At 40.2% G+C, this 18153-nt stretch carries 15 protein-coding genes and 1 pseudogene; 4 read left to right on the forward strand and 12 right to left on the reverse strand.

Annotation, left to right across the window (positions count from 1 at the left end):
* Nucleotides 1-80: 80 nt before the first annotated feature.
* Complete coding sequence (locus LIT25_23130) at nucleotides 81-1082, forward strand: iron-siderophore ABC transporter substrate-binding protein (GenBank protein USK33379.1); 1002 nt, start codon at nucleotides 81-83, stop codon at nucleotides 1080-1082.
* Nucleotides 1083-1166: 84 nt separating this feature from the next.
* On the opposite strand, the gene LIT25_23135 is transcribed toward LIT25_23130, so the two are convergent.
* A complete protein-coding gene (locus LIT25_23135) occupies nucleotides 1167-2768 on the reverse strand; it encodes an acyl-CoA dehydrogenase family protein (protein USK36388.1) in 1602 nt (533 codons plus the stop codon).
* Nucleotides 2769-2945: 177 nt separating this feature from the next.
* On the opposite strand from LIT25_23135, the gene LIT25_23140 reads away from it, so the two are divergent.
* On the forward strand, nucleotides 2946-3671 hold the full coding sequence (locus LIT25_23140) for a ZIP family metal transporter (GenBank protein ID USK33380.1): 726 nt from the start codon (nucleotides 2946-2948) through the stop codon (nucleotides 3669-3671).
* A 33-nt stretch (nucleotides 3672-3704) separates the two neighbouring features.
* Here the strand turns inward: LIT25_23140 and LIT25_23145 are convergent, their stop codons facing one another.
* From LIT25_23145 to LIT25_23165, 5 genes and pseudogenes are all read right to left on the reverse strand, one after another.
* On the reverse strand, nucleotides 3705-5012 hold the full coding sequence (locus LIT25_23145; GenBank protein USK36389.1) for a TrkH family potassium uptake protein: 1308 nt from the start codon (nucleotides 5010-5012) through the stop codon (nucleotides 3705-3707).
* 27 nt (nucleotides 5013-5039) lie between these two features.
* Nucleotides 5040-5696 carry a TrkA family potassium uptake protein gene (locus LIT25_23150; protein USK33381.1) on the reverse strand — a complete coding sequence of 219 codons (657 nt, stop codon included), beginning with the start codon at nucleotides 5694-5696 and terminating at the stop codon, nucleotides 5040-5042.
* Between the two features lie 516 nt (nucleotides 5697-6212).
* Nucleotides 6213-6893, reverse strand: coding sequence for a response regulator transcription factor (locus LIT25_23155; protein USK33382.1), 681 nt, complete (start codon nucleotides 6891-6893; stop codon nucleotides 6213-6215).
* A 3-nt stretch (nucleotides 6894-6896) separates the two neighbouring features.
* Nucleotides 6897-8258 carry a cell wall metabolism sensor histidine kinase WalK gene (locus LIT25_23160; protein ID USK33383.1) on the reverse strand — a complete coding sequence of 454 codons (1362 nt, stop codon included), beginning with the start codon at nucleotides 8256-8258 and terminating at the stop codon, nucleotides 6897-6899.
* 130 nt (nucleotides 8259-8388) lie between these two features.
* Nucleotides 8389-8610 (reverse strand): annotated as a pseudogene (locus tag LIT25_23165) (dicarboxylate/amino acid:cation symporter).
* Between the two features lie 214 nt (nucleotides 8611-8824).
* On the opposite strand from LIT25_23165, the gene LIT25_23170 reads away from it, so the two are divergent.
* Entirely contained in the window at nucleotides 8825-9559 is a 735-nt protein-coding gene (locus LIT25_23170) for an alpha/beta hydrolase (protein ID USK33384.1), read from the forward strand.
* Nucleotides 9560-9650: 91 nt separating this feature from the next.
* Here the strand turns inward: LIT25_23170 and LIT25_23175 are convergent, their stop codons facing one another.
* Together LIT25_23175 and LIT25_23180 are read right to left on the reverse strand one after the other, a co-directional pair.
* Complete coding sequence (locus LIT25_23175; GenBank protein USK33385.1) at nucleotides 9651-11444, reverse strand: M3 family oligoendopeptidase; 1794 nt, start codon at nucleotides 11442-11444, stop codon at nucleotides 9651-9653.
* Between the two features lie 143 nt (nucleotides 11445-11587).
* Nucleotides 11588-11764 (reverse strand): twin-arginine translocase TatA/TatE family subunit, encoded by a 177-nt coding sequence (locus LIT25_23180; protein USK33386.1) that lies wholly within the window; start codon nucleotides 11762-11764, stop codon nucleotides 11588-11590.
* A 547-nt stretch (nucleotides 11765-12311) separates the two neighbouring features.
* Here LIT25_23180 and LIT25_23185 point away from each other — a divergent pair.
* Nucleotides 12312-13727, forward strand: coding sequence for an amino acid permease (locus tag LIT25_23185; protein USK33387.1), 1416 nt, complete (start codon nucleotides 12312-12314; stop codon nucleotides 13725-13727).
* Between the two features lie 30 nt (nucleotides 13728-13757).
* On the opposite strand, the gene LIT25_23190 is transcribed toward LIT25_23185, so the two are convergent.
* Genes LIT25_23190 through kdpB form a run of 4 tightly spaced genes read right to left on the reverse strand, consistent with a single transcriptional unit; the run spans nucleotide 13758 to nucleotide 18027 of the window.
* Nucleotides 13758-14171 (reverse strand): CBS domain-containing protein, encoded by a 414-nt coding sequence (locus tag LIT25_23190; GenBank protein USK33388.1) that lies wholly within the window; start codon nucleotides 14169-14171, stop codon nucleotides 13758-13760.
* Between the two features lie 15 nt (nucleotides 14172-14186).
* Nucleotides 14187-15338, reverse strand: a complete 1152-nt coding sequence (gene kdpDN, locus LIT25_23195) for a KdpD-like non-kinase potassium sensor (protein USK33389.1) — start codon at nucleotides 15336-15338, stop codon at nucleotides 14187-14189.
* A gap of 59 nt (nucleotides 15339-15397) precedes the next feature.
* Nucleotides 15398-15979 (reverse strand): potassium-transporting ATPase subunit KdpC, encoded by a 582-nt coding sequence (gene kdpC / locus LIT25_23200; GenBank protein USK33390.1) that lies wholly within the window; start codon nucleotides 15977-15979, stop codon nucleotides 15398-15400.
* A gap of 35 nt (nucleotides 15980-16014) precedes the next feature.
* A complete protein-coding gene (gene kdpB / locus LIT25_23205) occupies nucleotides 16015-18027 on the reverse strand; it encodes a potassium-transporting ATPase subunit KdpB (protein USK36390.1) in 2013 nt (670 codons plus the stop codon).
* Nucleotides 18028-18153 lie beyond the last annotated feature (126 nt).

The raw sequence follows: 18153 nt of genomic DNA on the forward strand, positions 1-18153 counted from the left end.
TTGACAACTGATAGGAAAAAAATTATTATTTAACTTGTAAATGAAAATCATTATCAAATGAAATATGGGGGTAACAACAAATGCAAGCTACATATCAAAAAACATGGCTGTCACTTATTGCAATCGTTTTATCAGCAGTACTTCTAGCAGCATGCGGAAACAACGAGAAAGATAAAGCGGCTGGTGATACTGGCAGCAAAGATAAAGAAAGCGAATCATATACGGTTGAACATGCAATGGGAACTACTGAAGTGCCTAAAAAACCTGAAAAAGTGGTCATTTTGACAAATGAAGGAACAGAAGCTTTGCTTGCATTGGGTATTAAACCTGTTGGTGCTGTTAAATCCTGGTTAGGCGATCCTTGGTATGATCACATTTCAGATGAAATGACAGACGTTGAAGTTGTTGGTGATGAGAGTGCAATTAATGTAGAAGCAATCGCTGCATTAAAGCCTGATTTAATTATCGGAAACAAAATGCGTCAGGAAGACCAATATGAAAAATTAAGCCAAATCGCTCCTACTGTTTATGCAGAAACGCTTAGAGGCGACTGGAAAGAGAACTTTAAATTCTATGCTAAGGCATTAGACCGCGAAGAAGAAGGCAAGAAGGTGCTTGCTGATTACGAAGCTCGCATTGCAGATTTTAAGTCAAAAGCCGGCGATAAACTAGATCAAGAAATTTCAATCGTTCGTTTCATGGCTGGAACAACACGAATCTATTATAAAGATACGTTCTCAGGTGTCATCCTTGAAGAGTTAGGATTTGCACGTCCTGCAAACCTTGAAAAGTTATTTTCAGACAATCCAGATGATTTATTTGTTCGCGAAGTAACAAAAGAACTAATTCCAGAGATGGATGGAGATTATTTATTCTACTTCACTTATGCTCCTGCTGAAACAAAAGCGGATGCTGAAAAACAGGCAGAAGAATTTACAAATGATCCGCTTTGGAAAAACCTTGATGCAGTAAAAGCAGGCAAAGCCTACCAAGTTGATGATGCGATTTGGAACACGGCAGGCGGTGTAAAAGCTGCTAACTTAATGATCGACGAACTTGAGAAAATCATTCTCGAGAAATAATTTTGTCTCCCAACCAATTTATATACACTCAAACCCTTTTAAATGAAAAAAGTCTTCCACCCGGAAGACTTTTTTCGTTTTCTTCTATATATATGCATTCTTAACAGATCCCTTAGATTCAACAATTAAATCATAATATTTTATGGCCAGCATTTTTTCATCCTTATGGGAGTTGTTCCAGCAGTCTTCAAGCCATATATCTGCAATTGCCTGTTTCCGCTGATCACCTGATTTTGCATCTTTCAGCGCAATGGCACTTAACAGCAGATCACACATTAAAGCGGATAATTTTTTCGCATGAAAATTCCATCCATCTTCTTTTTGATTTTCCAGAAAAGCGAGCAAATCTTCAAGTTCCCTTATTCCGTTATTAATGGCTAAGCTGCCTGCCGAATTCTTTCTAATCCATGAGAGAAACGAAAGATGAACAGCATGCTTTTTAATGAGACGCAATACTTCTAAACCAAGTATATTTGCCGTACCCTCCCATACTGTCAGTACTTGAGAATCCCGCAACAGTCTTGGCGTTACAAAATCTTCAATATATCCATTTCCGCCATGCATTTCGATTGCCTCATGCGAAAACGCAATTGCCTCTTCTGCCGTCTTTGCTTTTAATAGCGCAATGAAAAGACGGGTCAGCATTTTTTCTTCATCTGTGGAAGTCTTTTCTCTCATTACCTTGTCAAAAAGCTGAATTAATTCAAAGCAGGCACTGGTCTGAACTTCCTGCCGCACAGCCATTTTACACAGCGTTTCCTGAATCATAGGAGATTCCGTCAGCTTTTTGCCAAAAGCCATCCGCTGCTCTGCATAGCCTTTTGCTTCAATATAAGCTCTTCTCATGATTCCAGCAGATGCGATGGCATTCGAGATTCTCGAAAGATTAAGAGCCTCCATCGTGTAGTAAAACCCTCTGGATGGATCACCAATCAGGAACGCTTCCGCCCCATTTAATTCAACCTCAGCCGATGGAACTGCCCTTACCCCCAATTTATCTTTGAGACGCCTGATATGAATTTGATTTGAAGTTCCATCGTCCTTTTTCCAGGGAACTAAGAAAAGAGACAACCCCTTTGTTCCAGCAGGCGCTCCCTCCATCCTGGCAAGGACTGCTGCTACTTTGCATGCACCCGCATTGCTCGCAAAATATTTTTCACCATAAAGATGATACCCCCTGTCAGCTTTTACGGCTTTAGTCTCATTTGCACCCACATCTGATCCGCCCTGTCTTTCCGTTAAAAAAGTAGCTCCTTCATAAAGCTCAACGTTACCTGTTGAGATGACATGAGGCAAATATTTCGCCTTCAGTTCCTCATCTGCATATTCGTCAATTAAATAGGCAGTTGCCATCGTAAGGGTGACTGGACAATAAAACCCTGATTCAACCTGAGACAGAAGATATCCTAAAGCATATGAATAGTGATAGTCTGCCTTTCTGTTCAATTCAGGAATGTTTTTATGCAAATAGCCGACAATCCCTGTTTGATAGGTGTCTTGGATTGTTTTTTTATACCCCTCGTTCAGCCAGACTTCCGAGACTTCATTTCCGAATTTATCATAGCGGATAAGCTTTGGCTGTCCCTCTCTATCCGTATGCGCTGCACGCTGATCAAATTCTTCAAAACAAAGCTTTTGAAATTCTGATAGTCTCTGAACGGTATATTCATAAAGCTCTGCATCCATAAATTTCTTTAGATTAAATAGCAAATTAGCTTCCAATTTAATCAGCACCTCTCCTTATGAACTCGCCTATAATTTATTTTACAGAATATTCTTTTCATTCGATATGTACTTTTTGCATTCTTTGTAAGATATTTGGTAAGCTAACGCTAGATAGTAAGTAAGGAGGAAATCAGTCAAATGCTGCAGGCTGCGATTTGGGGAGCTTTTGCTGGTTCCTCTATTTTATTGGGTGCTTTGCTTGGCATCTACAAGGAGATACCGCGCAAGGTTTTGGGTTTTATTATGTCGTTTGGAACGGGTGTCCTGATCGGGGCAGCTTCCTTTGAACTGCTTAGGGAATCAGTGGATGACGGAGGAATGCTGGCAGCATCAGGCGGATTCATTTTTGGATCTTTAACATTTACAGTATGTGAATTGCTGATTACTAAAAAGGGCGGAAGCGACAGAAAACGCTCAAAGCAAAACCCGGAAAATCACTCAGGAGTATCCATTTTTATCGGAACTGTCATTGATGCTATTCCTGAATCGGTTATTATCGGCGTCAGTCTGCTTCAGGAGAATACAGTCAGCTTCTTAATGGTGACAGCTGTTTTCATCAGCAATTTTCCGGAGGGTCTTTCAAGCTCTGTCGGATTGCGTAAAGATGGCTATTCCAAAAAAAAGATCCTTTTCATGTGGCTGATCGTTTTACTTCTTTCTTCTCTCAGCTCATTTCTCGGCTTTTCGCTGCTGCAAAATGCCGACTCTGCAGTGATTGCATTTATTGGAGCCTTTGCAGCAGGCGGCATCATTGCAATGGTGGCCTCGACGATGATGCCCGAAGCATTCGAAGAAGGCGGTCCGATCGTAGGTTTGATTGCTTCTTTAGGCGTACTTGCTTCGTTAATCCTCTCAAATCTATAATAAAAAAGGCTTCGCAGATGCGAAGCCTTTTTTTCATCCTGTTAATATATCTTCGTTAGGATATTTAATTTTTTGTTTTTGTGGTTTAGCAATAGAGAACAAGAGCGTCAATGGCCCAACTTTCCCTAAGAACATAATAAAAATGATCACTTCTTTTCCCAAATCTGATAATTTAGGAGTAACAGACATTGACAGTCCTACTGTACCAAAAGCAGAAACAACTTCAAATAATATTTCCATAAAAGTAAGATTTTCCGATAAGGTTAAGATAAACACGGCCACTAATACAAATAGCAGACTTACCACTGTAATTGCAAGAGCTTTCACTATATATCTAGTGTTAATTGAGCGCTTCGCAACACTTATTTCCTCTCTGCCCCGCAAAAAAGTAATGGTTGCCAGAAGGATAATGACAGCTGTTGTTAACTTAATTCCTCCGCCAGTTGATGCACTTCCTGCTCCAATAAACATAAGGATGACCATTAGAAAAAGGGTCGTATCTTCCAGACTTGCCATATCCAATGTATTAAAACCTGCGGTTCTGGGCGATACCGCCTGGAAATATGAAGCTAATAGCTTACTTCCCGAAGAAAGGTCTCCAAGGGTAGCAGGATTGGAATATTCAATAACAAATATAATAAACATCGCCGTTACGTTTATCCCAAGTGTACCGACAAGCATCAGCTTTGTATGCAATGAAAACTTTTTAAAGCTGCGCTTTCTCCATACATCAACAAGCACTGTAAAACCTATACCTCCTATTATAAAAAGAGATGAAAGCACAAGGTTTATAAGCGGATCTCCTACATACCTCATTAAATTATCCGGCCAAAGAGCGAAACCCGCATTATTGAATGCAGAAATCGCGTGAAAAAAACTGTAGAAAAGACCTTTAGACCATCCATACTCGGGTATCCATCTAAACGATAAAAAGATCATTGCAATGAATTCAATTGAAAGGGAAAAGTAGAACAAATACTTCACTAAATTTATGACTCCTCCAATGGAAGTTTGATTCAGCGCAGTTTGCATCACTAATCTTTCTTTAATGCCAATTTTCCTCCCTAATACGATATAAATAAGAACCCCAAATGACATGATCCCTAATCCGCCAAGCTGAATCAGCATAGCAATGATAAATTGTCCGGTATAAGTAAAGGTTGATCCGGGGTCCACAGTTGTAAGTCCTGTAACAGTCATCGCTGATGTCGCTATAAATAACGCATCAAGCCATCTAATCGGTTCATTAGTTGAAACTGGGAGCATCAATAATGCAGATCCAGTTGCAATTCCAACCGCAAAAATAATAACCAATAGCTGAGACGGATTAAGCCGAATCATTTTTTGCAGCTTATGTTCCTTTATCACCTACATGCCCTCCTCCTCGAAACGGCTGATGTCCTTATTCCGTCCAATTACAAGCAGAATATCACCTGATTTGATAGATTCTTCGGCAGGAGGCGAAACAATCATCTCTTCATCTCGCTGAATCCCGACAATATTACATCCATATCTTGCCCTAATATCTAAATCAATCAATGTTTTACGGTGAATTTTTGCTGTAGCAACCATCTCTACCATGCTGTATTCCTTTGAAAGCTCAATATAATCAATCATTTTTTCTGAAATAATATGATGGGCAATCCGCTTTGCCATGTCACGTTCAGGATGAATGACTTTATTTACACCTATTTTGTCTAAAACCTTCTGATGATAGTCATTTTGAGCTTTTGCCCATACTTGCGGAATCTCCATTTCTTTCAGCAGCAGAGAGGTCAAGATACTAGCTTCTATATCATCTCCGAATGAAACAAACGCGTGGTCTACATTGCGGACGCCAAGCTGTTTCAGTGTCGCCTCATCAATTGCATTTGCCCGTACAGCAAGTGTCGCATATTGAGAATAATATTGAACCTTTTCATCATCTTTATCGACCGCTAAAACTTCAATCCCCAACTCATGAAATTCTTTTACAAGACTTCCTCCAAAACGCCCAAGACCAAATACAGCAAATTGCTTTTTCAACAAGATTTCCTTCTTTCGATACCAATTTTTGCACACAAAAAGACACAGAGGTCCCATGAACCGCTGTGTCTGTTTTTAAGATCACATTAGTTTCATTATCCTCTCTCAAGAACGCTTGCGAAGTTAGCTGTCGGGTTCGGGCAATGAGAGTAGCCCTACCTGTAAAGGATTCACCCCAAGCTGCAAAAGATGCCAGCAAAATTGGGTCCCCCGCTCCGTAATGGATTAAGCGAATTAAGAATATCTGAAATGTTATTTATGAAAGTATCTTACTCCTGTTGAATAGGACAGTAAAGAGCCAATTTTTGCAGAAAATAGTTATAATTGATCAAATATAACCGTTTAAGCGCTCTCAAGTCTCATTTGCTCAGCATATCTGTTTATTTTAGATTCTTTGCCAGGCTGAGATGATGCGAGGAAGTTGTGGTTTAACAGCATATATTGAAGCGTTATTAGTAATCAAAGTTCTATCAGTATTATTTGCAGTTTTATCAGCAAAAGAGTTAAGAATTGGTTTTAATTATTTTTTTCATCTTTCCACTTGTATCCAGCTCCCCAGACGGTTTGAAGGTGATCATCAATTGGAAATCCCGTTTTTCTCAGCTTTTCTCTAAGATGACGCACGTGGGAATCTACCGTCCGGTCCTCCGTACCTGCATCATAACCCCAAATAGTCTGAATTAAATGCTCACGATTAAATACTCTGTTTCGGTTCTTTAAAAAGATTCCGGCAAGCTGAAATTCTTTTGGAGTTAAAAGGATAGGCTCATCTTTATAGCTCGCTTCCTGGCTTCGATCATCCCATTTAAGACCCCTGTATTCTATTGCTTGATTATTTTTGACTCTTCTTAATATCGCTTCTATTCTCGCCAATAATTCCGTTTCATTAAAAGGCTTTGTTATATAATCATCCGCCCCTGTCTGCAGCCCTTTTACAATGTCCTCTTTTTGGCCGCTCGCAGTCACCATTATAATCGGAATATCTGAAAATGTTCTGATTTCTTTACACACTTCAAAACCATTCATTTCAGGCATCATAAGATCAAGAATCATAAGGGCAGGTTCTTCTTTTTGAACATTTTCAATAGCGTGCTTTCCTGATGAGGATTTTATGCAAAAATACCCTGCAGGTGTAAGATAAAGGTCAAGCAAATCCAGCATCAGTTTCTCATCATCTACAAGCAAAATCTTTTTCATCGTTTAATCCTTTCTAAAGACAATGATAATGGAGGTTCCTGTTCCGAATGTGCTTTTTGCCCGGACTGTGCCGCCAAGAGCCTCCACAATTTCTTTTACGATCGCAAGGCCAAGACCTGTTCCTCCGCTATGGCGTGACCTTGATTTATCAACGCGGTAAAGTCTGTCAAACAGATATGGAAGATCTTCTTCAGGAACACCAATTCCTTCATCTGAGATGACAACTTTAATGATCCCGTCTTGTTCAAAAACCCTGATTGTAATGGAAGTCCCTTTTCCAGAATAATGGATGGCATTGTCCATGATGTTGAGCAGCACCTGTTCGAACCTTGAAGGATCTATCATATGATGAACAGAATGATTCGGAAAAAGAAAATTCACTTTCCTATTTTCTTTGATTAAGATGGGATTTACTTTTTCTGCTGTTTTTTTAATAAAGGAGCAAAGATCGATCCGCTCTTTTTCAACCTGAAAAGAATGCTGATCAAGCCTTGCAAGCTCAAATAAATCCTTTACAAGCTTCGATAAGTGCTCTGTTTGTTCACTTATAATAGATAGATAGTTTACCTGGTCAGTTCTTGCCAAATCAGGCCTCTTAGCAACATCTGCATACCCCTTGATATATGTAAGGGGGGTACGCAATTCATGGGCGATACTTGCCAGGAATTCATTTCTTTCCTTTTTTAGATGGGATAAATCATTTGCAAGCTTTTGAATAGAAACTCCAAGCTCGCCAAGTTCATCATATCTTTGCATTTGTAAGTTAACTGTAAAATCCCCCTCACTAAGGCGTTCAGTCGCCTGCTTCATGGAGAGCAGGGGTTTTGTCACAATCTTTGACAAAAAAACAACCGCAATGATTGTAAGAATAACAGACACTGTACCAATAAAGATAAAATGGTCATTTAATCTGGAAATCATCAATTGAATGGAATCTGTTCCCTTAAACATATAGACAAAGCCTAATGTTTCACCGTTTATACGGACCGGGCTTACTGTCCAAATGAAAGGACTTGCTTTCCAGTTCGCAGGCACTTCATCATTTTCACCTCTATGATTGTTGATTACTTTCTGCATGAATGGATGAATCTCATTTGAAGAATGCAGCACTTCTCCTTCTGCATTTGTCAGCACAACATCCGTATCTGCTTCAGATTCCATTAAAACAACATGCTGCATCGTTGTTTCATCATTATGCTTCAGCAGAACATCACGGTGGCTGTTGCCTCTTGCCTGTAGAGCAGAAACTTCTTCATTCACTCTAGTGTTGACTAGATTCCGGTATAAAAATAAAAAGAGACAGGTTTCTACTATAAGAATGATCGTAAGAAATAATAGCCCAATTTTTATAGCAAGCTTATTCATTTATTAAACTCCTTAATATTGCACCACTTTGTTTTACAATACCAAAAAAATTTGCATTTTTCGTGCAAATTAAGATAATTGATCTGTATTTATATGTATAAAAAAGGCAGCCTGCTTAAGGCCGCCTTTCTCATTTTGACAATTTTTCTTCCATTTCAGGAATTTTAAAGTCTCCATGTTTCTTTTCTGTTTCTGCTACAATCAGTGCACATGCCGCATCTCCTGTGATGTTAACTGCTGTACGAGCCATATCCAGCAGACGGTCTATACCGAGGATCAAGGCGATGCCTGCTACAGGAAGGCCTACAGAGTTTAAAACCATCGCAAGCATGAAAAGCCCAGCTCCTGGCACAAGTGCCCTACCTTTTAACTATAAAGGATTCACCCCAGTGCATGTGCACAGTTTGGCTCCCCCGTTCCCATTTTAGGATTAAGCGTATATTTATTAAGTTATACTACTATTCTAAATAAAAGATTTAATTTTTGACAAACATCAAAATTTGCCTTCAGTTGAATTTAAACATAAAATTCAGCAGAAGCCGTTATAATTTAAGGAGTTATAAACGATGAAAAAGTGGATAAAAAATTTTTCCCTGATAGCTTCAGCAGGGCTGATTCTTTCATTTGCAGGATTTTATATCTGGTCCCAAATCACCTATAAACCTGCTGAAGAACTGTTTAACTCTACAAATATACAAAATCAAAATGAAAAAAACGGGTATTTGCTCTTTGAGCCTCAAAATCAAAAAACGTATAATGGCATCATTCTATATCCTGGTGCAAAAGTTGATCCGAGAGGATATGCCTATCTTGCAGAGCAGTTAACTCAAAAAGGGTTCACTGCCGTCATTCCTAAAATGCCTTTTAACCTTGCTATTGCAGGCATCAGCAAAGCAGATAAAATCATAAATGATAGAGACGAAATTGAAAATTGGTACATTGGAGGACACTCTCTCGGAGGTGCGGCTGCTTCTATTTACGCGTTTGAACATCAAGAAAATATAAAAGGGCTTTTCCTCCTTGCTGCTTATCCGGCAGATTCCAGTGATTTTTCAAACACAGATTTTCCGATTCTGACCATCTATGCAGAACATGACGGATTAACAACCCTGGATGATATAAAAGAAACGAAACACCTACTGTCTGACAATACCTTTTATTACAAAATTAACGGCGGCAATCATGCACAATTTGGCATTTACGGAGAACAAAAAGGAGATAACAAAGCACAGATCAATGTCTTTGTTCAGCAAGATCAGATCATTAGAGAAATGAACAGCTGGATCGAGCGGATTGAGTAGAAAAGCGGGGAGATTTTCTCGCTTTTTTCCCCATTTACAAGTCGTAAAAAAACGGAAACAGGCAGCAGAATCATGCCGGTTTCCGTTTTTTTTATTTAGTCGCTTCCAAAAACTCTTCCACATCTTGCACAGTCAGCTGAACGGCTTTTTGCCAGAAATCCTCTTTTGTTAAGTCCACTCCTAAGTGTTTCATAGCCAAATCTTCTACCTGCATAGATCCTGTATCTTTTAAAAGAGAAATGTATTTCTCTTCAAATGCCGTTCCCTCTTCCAATGCTTTCGCATATATGCCAAGTGAGAACAGATAGCCAAACGTATATGGGAAATTATAGAACGGCACCCCGGTAATATAGAAATGCAGTTTAGATGCCCAGAAATGAGGATGGTACTCTCCTAAAGCATCACAATAAGCTTCTTTTTGTGCATCTTCCATTAATTGATTTATTTTTTCCGTGCTGACGATTCCTTTTTTGCGTTCCTCATAAAAAGAAGTTTCAAATAGAAAGCGGCCGTGAATATTCATAAGCAGTGCAACACTTCTTTGCACTTTATCTTCTAATAATGCCAAACGCTCTTCATCAGATTTTGCTTTTTTAACAGAAGCATCTGCCACGATCATTTCAGCAAATGTTGATGCTGTTTCAGCTACATTCATCGCATAATTGCGGTTAAGCGGATGCACTCCCGCCATTGCATGCTGATGGAAGGCATGGCCCAGTTCATGTGCAAGGGTTGCGATATTTGACGGGGTACCGGAGAATGTCATGAAGATTCTTGACTGGTCACTTTCGGTAAAACTTGTGCAAAAACCTCCCGGAGCTTTTCCAGGACGATCTTCAGCCTCGATCCAGCGGTTCTCAAATGCTTTTTTAGTAAATGAAGTCAGCTCTTCTCCAAAGTGGCTGAATTGATCTAAGATAAATTCAGCTCCCTCCTGATAGCTAACTTTCGCTTCTTTCCCGCCAATCGGCGCATCGAGATCGTACCAGCTAAGCTTATCGACACCAAGCAATTCTGCTTTTCTTTTTAAATAGCTTACAAGCGGCTGTTTATTCTCTGAAATCACCTTCCACATGACATCAAGGGTCTCGCGCTTCATTCTGTTGATCTCAAGCGGCTCACTCAGTACATCGTCCCAGCCCCGCTTTTCATATACATTCAGTCTAAAACCAGATAGATGGTTCAGCGTATGGGCAAATAAATCTGCACCGCTTCCCCACGCTTTTTCCCATTCTTCAAACACAGATTTTCTGACTGATCTGTCCGCATTTGAAAATTTATTGGCTGCCTGGCCTACAGACAATTCATGTACTTTGCCATCTTCTTTGTACGGTATTTTCACTTTGGAAACGAGAGTATCATAAAGCTGTCCCCACGCATGATAGCCGTTCACTGACAAAGCATTGATCAATGTTTCCTGCTCCATCTGCAGTTTGTTTTTTGCTCTGTTCCGGCGCTCGGTCAAGGCGAATTTTAATTCAGTCAATTCTTCAGCATTTACAAGTTCAGGCCAAACCGTATCGTCTACTTGAACAAGCTTTTGATCAAAGGCTGCCAATGCATTTTGAAACTGAGAGCTGAGTTGAGTAATCTTCCCACGAAGTACTGCGGCATGCTTATCATTTGTATCCTGAGCCTGCAGACATCCGACAAAAGCTCCTGCCTGCCTCATCCGTTTTGCAATACCCTGAAACTTCTCAAGAATCTCTCCTAAAAGGATGCTATCTTCTTTTGTTTGAGGTACTTTGATGCTCTCTGCCTGCACCTTAAATGAAGGAACATCAAGTTCAAGCTCCTCTAAATACTTTTTAAAGGCATCAGATTTGCTTCCACCTTCAAAAAACACATCTAAATCCCAAGTCTCAGCATACGTAGCAGCTTTCATCGCCATTCCCCCTGATATGTATTTCGGAACACCAAATAATCCCTCACTTGTCATTATAAAACAATTAACTAAAAATTTGTACAATTCTAATGGCAGGAAGCAAAAAAAAAGGTATGACGAAGTGTCATAGCCTCTGCTTTTATTTATTTGATTGTTTTATCTGATTTTGCATCATCGTCGTCCATAAGACCTTTAGTAGCATTCTTAAACTCCCGTAGCGTTTTGCCTGCCGCTTTACCCAGTTCAGGCAATTTTTTCGGTCCGAAAAGAAGCAATGCGACAAAGACGATCAACATAATTTCCCCGAATCCCAAGTTCATGATGAACCCTTCTTCCATATTAATTTAATAGATGATTTCACAGCAAAAAGAAAACGCTGCCTTTGTAAATTATAGTTGATTTATCCATCAATTGCAAAATGAAATCAGGGCGAGTTCCTCAGGGAAAATATAGAAATACATAAAATCCATTGACAAACACAAGCTGAGTTGGTAGTTTTATTTTATTAAAATATTATTTTTACTATAAATCCTCACTATAATCTCGGTGAGGTAGAGGTTGCACCAATTAAGAGTAGATTGCAAGAGGCTAGTGGAGCTGTTGACTGCAAATTCGAAAGGACTTGGTGCCGAAGTTTGAAACAGCCACTTTGTTTCTTGCTGGGACTGTATCGAATAGGTACTGGACTGCCACAGAGAATCTGTGGAGTGCTATCATGAGATTTTTGAGTGAGTTTTTTGTGTATTTTTGCGCATGGACTTGTTCCATGCGCTTTTTGTTTGTCAAAAATGATCCATTTCTCAAAAAAATACACACACTAATTATGCAGCCATAACATTATGGTTCTATTTATAGGAGGTTTAAGCATTGAAACAGAAAAAATGGGGATTTTGGCTTTTAACAGCCTTTGTAGTAGGAAATATGGTGGGCTCCGGAATTTTTATGCTGCCAAGCACACTGGCACAGACCGCAAGTCCGCTTGGTGTCACAAGCGCCTGGCTTGTAACCGGATTAGGTGTTTTAATGATTGCACTTGTATTCGGAAATTTATCAATCCGCAGACCTGACCTTACAGCAGGTCCGCAAAGCTATGCTAAAGCTTTATTTGATACTCCCAAAAAAGGAAAAGTCGCCGGATTCAGCATGGTGTGGGGATATTGGGTCGCAAACTGGATCAGCAATGTCGCGATCATCACAAGCTTCGCAGGCTATCTTTCTACATTCTTTCCGATTATGTCCGACGAATCTATTCTTTTTTCAATTGGTTCACAGGATGTTCAATTAGGAAGAGCCGTTACATTTATTGTTTGTACCATTTTGCTTTGGGGCACTCATACCATTCTTTTAACGAACTTGAGCGGTGCAGGCAAATTGAATTTTGTGGCTACTGCTTCTAAAGTAATCGGTTTTATGCTTTTTATCATCGCAGGTTTATTTGCATTGGAGTCAGCAGCGTTTGGAGAATTTTATTTCCCGGTGGAAGTAGAGCCTGGTGTGACTTACGGGCTGACAAATCAAGTTCAATTTGCTGCGATCTCGACTTTATGGGCATTCGTAGGAATAGAGTCGGCAGTCATTCTGTCAGGACGCGCGTCTTCTCAGCGTGATGTAAAAAGAGCGACCATCACTGGTCTAATCATTGCTGTGTTTATCTATATGATTATCACACTTATCACAATGGGCGTTCTGCCGCACGATCAGCTGCAGTCATCTGACAAGCCTTTTGTTGATGTTCTTTCAATCATTATTGGCGATGCCGGTGCAAATGCAATGGCACTATTGGCTGTTGTATCTTTGTTTGGATCAACGATCGGATGGATCCTGCTGTCATCTGAAGTGCCGTACCAGGCTGCAAAATCGGGTATTTTCCCTGCTTTCTTTGCTAAAACAAATAAAAAAGGAAGTCCGAAAAATGCTTTGATAATAACGAATTTGATGTCTCAAATCTTTATTTTCTCAACGATTTCCGGTACCATCAGTGAAGCTTATACATTCTTAACTACATCAGCTACACTTGCCTATCTTTTCCCATACCTTGTATCGTCTATCTTCTTCTTAAAGCTGATTGCCAAAGGAGAGACATATGATCTTATTAAAGGATCAAGAGTAAAAGACGGAATCATCGCCTCACTAGCCTGTATTTATTCTGTTTGGGTGATTGTTACAGGAACTGCTGATTTAAAAACATTTATACTTGGAGTCGGCCTTTTCTTTGCAGGATTTGTGATTTATCCGTTTTTGACGAAATATATGAAAAAACAAGATACTGGCTCAACCATATAATAGAAGGCTGCATGTTGAATGCAGCCTTTTTTAATTCTTTTTCCCCAAAAGCTGATCTGCGCAATATTCAATAATTTCCCTTCTTCTGATTATCCCTATAAAGATTCCCTTATCGTCTGTAACAGGTACAAAATTCTGTTCCATCGCCCTTGAAATAATGTTCTCCATTTCAGCATGAATGGATATTGGTTCATTCTTTCGATGGTAATTAAGTTCAGTTAATCGAATTTTTTCTGTGTTATGAAAATGCAAATCGGGTGTGTTTTTCAGCATCCACAGCAAATCACCTTCTGTAAGCGTTGTTACGTACTTCCCCTCATCATCAAGCAGCGGAACGGCTGAAAAACGGTGATATTCCATTCGTTCAAGCGCCTGCCTCATGGTGGCATTAATGTTTAAATAAACAACTTCCTTTTTGGGTATAAGAAAAAAAGCAATATTCATTTCTCCTGAACTCCTTTAAGATCGTCCATCTGACACGATGTGAATATCAATATTCTCTGTCTTTCTCATTATGGTATTCACAATGGAACCCTTTCTAATTTCTTCCCATCTTGTTCTTGCTGACTGACCGAGAAGGATTTGTGTAATGTGATACTGCTTAGCAATATCAATAATGACCTGAGCGGGCTTGCGGCTGCCTTCCTGCTCCAGCAAAAATACAGCATTAAATTGAGAAGCAAGTATTTTCCATTGCTCCGTTCTTTCCCGTTTTTCCTGTGTAAACGCCTCAGGGGATTCCTTGGTTACATTCAGAATATACAGCTGTGCTTTTAGCCGGTTTGCCATCCGCCAGCCTCTTCTGATTATTTTTTCGGCAGTAGGACCGTACCCGACACATACAAGGATTTTTTCATGAACACCGATTGGACCGTTCATCAAATTCCCGCTGAACTGCTCCATTTTTTCGTCTACATCATCTGCTACCTCTCTCAAAGCAAGTTCTCTAAGGGATGATAAATTAGTCACTGTAAAAAAATGAGCAAGGCTCTGCTCAATTTTTTCTGTGGCATAAATTTTCCCTTCTGCCAGCCGTTTTCGAAGGGTTTCCGGAGTAACATCAATCAGCTGAATTTCATGGGCATTTTGAACAAACAAATCAGGTACTCTTTCCCTGACTGCTATTCCTGTTATTTGCTGCACAATGTCATGTACGCTCTCCAGGTGCTGAATATTGACCGCAGACATTACATGAATGCCGGCATTTAAGATTTCTTCTACATCCATGTATCTCTTCTTATTTTTTGAGCCCGGGATGTTGGTATGGGCCAGCTCATCAATCACTATGACTTTTGGCTTTCTTTGCAGGATGGCATCTACGTTCAATTCTCTAAAGATACTTCCTTTATACTTCATTTCTTTCAGAGGAACCACCTCGATATCTTTAATCAGTTCCTCTGTTTCTTTTCTCCCGTGACATTCGATCAGCCCGATTGCGACATCTTCTACCTCAAGCTTTAAATCATGGGCATCCTGAAGCATTTTGTAAGATTTTCCAACACCAGGTGCTGCGCCAACATAAAGCTTCAGCTTTCCCCGCTTTTCTTCAGCAATTTCATTAAGAAGTTCCTGCGGGGTTTTTCGTCTGAAATAAGGGTGGTTTTCACTCATTTCATCACCTCGGAAAAGTTGAATGACCTCAGCTGAATAGAAGCTGAGGTACATCATGGTTAGTTCAACATATTTTTCAAATCCAGATTTAATTGAAGAACGTTTACCTTCTCTTCGCCAAACATTCCAAGTTCCCTTCCTTGAGTATGCTGCTTGATCAGGTTTTCAAGCTTTGATTGATTAATTCCTGTTGCTTCTGAAATACGCTTCACCTGAACATATGCGGCACCCGGGCTGATATGAGGATCAAGCCCCAATCCTGAATTTGTCAGCAGATCATTTGGGACTTCACTTACTGGCGTTTCCGGGTTGTTTTTCTTCCATTCTTCAATCGAATCCAGCGTGCGCTTCATCATATCTTCATTAGATGGTGCATAGTTATTGGAACCTGAACCCGCACCATTATTCTCAATGCTTGAAATTCTCCCATGAAAATAGCTGTCCGCGCTGAATGATTGCCCGATAAGCTCAGAGCCTATTACATTCTTATTCTCATCATATACTAAGCTGCCATTTGCCTTTGAAGGAGAAATGGTTTGAGCAATACCTGTCACAGCCACTGGGTAAATTATGCCGCAAATCACCATTAAGAATAAACTCATTCTGATGATCGGACCCATAATTGATTGTTTTTCTTCCATTATAAAATACCTCTTTTCTTCCTATTAAATATATGTTACAAAATCAGAGCAAGAACAACATCAATTCCTTTGATTCCAATAAAGGGAACCAGCACTCCCCCGAGCCCGTAAATTAGAAGATTTCTGCTCAGCAAAGCATTCGAACTCATCGGTTTGTAGCTGACACCTTTCATCGCGAGAGGAATCAAGATGGGAATGATAATGGCATTGAATATCAAGGCTGACAGAATCGCTGAAATCGGTGAGTCCAGTCTCATGATATTCAGCACATTCATTTCTGGTATGGCAAGCATGAACATAGCCGGAATAATGGCAAAATATTTCGCGATATCGTTGGCAATACTGAACGTTGTCAGAGCTCCGCGCGTCATCAGCAGCTGTTTCCCGATGGAGACTACTTCAATTATTTTCGTAGGATTCGAATCTAAATCCACCATATTGGCTGCTTCCTTGGCAGCTGCTGTTCCGCTGTTCATCGCAAGGCCTACATCTGCCTGTGCCAGAGCCGGAGCATCATTTGTTCCATCACCAGTCATAGCAACAAGCTTACCTTGTGATTGTTCATATTTAATCACTTCGATTTTATCCTCAGGCTTGCACTCAGCGATAAATTCATCAACACCTGCTTCTTTAGCGATTGTTGCTGCTGTAAGCGGATTGTCCCCAGTACACATGACAGTTTTGACCCCCATGCTGCGAAGCTTGTCAAAGCGCTCTTTCATGCCTGGCTTAACCGTATCCTTCAAGTAAATCAAACCAAAAATCTGATCGTTCATGGCAACAGCAAGAGGCGTGCCTCCCGCCTTTGAAATTTCATCTGTTTTTTTATTTAAATCAGATGGAATGGTTCCCCCTTGGGAGATCACCCATTTCTTGACGGCATCTACTGCTCCTTTTCTGACAGCACTTCCATCAGCAAGATCCATTCCGCTCATCCGCGTTTCCGCCTTAAACTCGATAAATGTTCCGCCTATCGCGATATCTGTTTGATAGGAAAGCTGTTTCTTTTTCAGCAGTTCAAGGACAGATCTTCCTTCTGGTGTTTCATCTTCAAGCGAGCTGATGGCTGTCCACTGAGCCAAATCCTGCATGGCATGATTTCCTACCGGTGTAAACTCGCTTGCCATCCGATTTCCAAAAGTTATCGTTCCCGTTTTATCCAAGATAATTGTATTAATGTCTCCAGCTGCTTCAACCGCTTTCCCTGACATCGCAATCACATTAAACTGTGTAACCCGGTCCATCCCTGCTATTTCAATGGCAGAAAGCAGACCGCCAATGGTTGTTGGAATTAAACACACAAGCAGGGCAATTAATACGGGAATCTCAAGGTGAAATCCCAAGTAATTTGTGTAAAAAGGCAATGTGACAACTACGATCATAAAAATAAGCGTCAGGCTTGTTAAAACCGTGTTCAAAGCAATTTCATTCGGTGTTTTTTGACGCTGTGCTCCCTCAACAAGGGAAATCATCTTGTCAAGGAATGATTCACCAGGATCACTCGTGATTCTTACTTTGATCTGGTCACTGACAACTTTTGTGCCCCCTGTAACGGAGTTGAAATCTCCGCCTGCCTCCTTAATCACAGGTGCTGATTCTCCAGTAATCGCTGACTCATCTACAGAAGCGAGGCCTGAAATGACCTCTCCATCACCTGGAATAAACTCACCTTGTGATACGACAACTACATCCCCTTTACGGAGCGAGGCAGAGACTGTTTTTTCAATTTCGCCATTAGGCATTAATTTGTTTGAAGTTATTTCCTTTTTTGAATTCTTAAGAGAATTTGCCTGGGCAATTCCTCTCCCTTCTGCAAGTGCTTCTGCAAAATTCGCAAACAAAACGGTAAACAGAAGGATGAGAGACACTGTTAAATTAAACCAGACATTTACTTCACTTGATCCAAAAGCAGATGGGATAAAGGTAAGCAGCAAAGTAAGGACAAATCCAATTTCTACAATAAACATGATCGGGTTTTTCACCATTACGCGGGGATCCAATTTGAAAAAGGATGCCTTGATGGCGTTTCCGATCAGTTCCTTTTCCATCGCCTTATTGTTTTCAGGCTTTTGATCATTAGGCTGATTTTGTTTAACTGGGGCCTTGCGCTCATATCTTTCAGCAGATTTTTCTGCTGTTGCTAAAAATGGCTTACTCATTTTGGATCCTCCAAT

The sequence above is a fragment of the Bacillus sp. F19 genome, from assembly GCA_023823795.1.
Lineage (GTDB): Bacteria > Bacillota > Bacilli > Bacillales > Bacillaceae > Bacillus_P.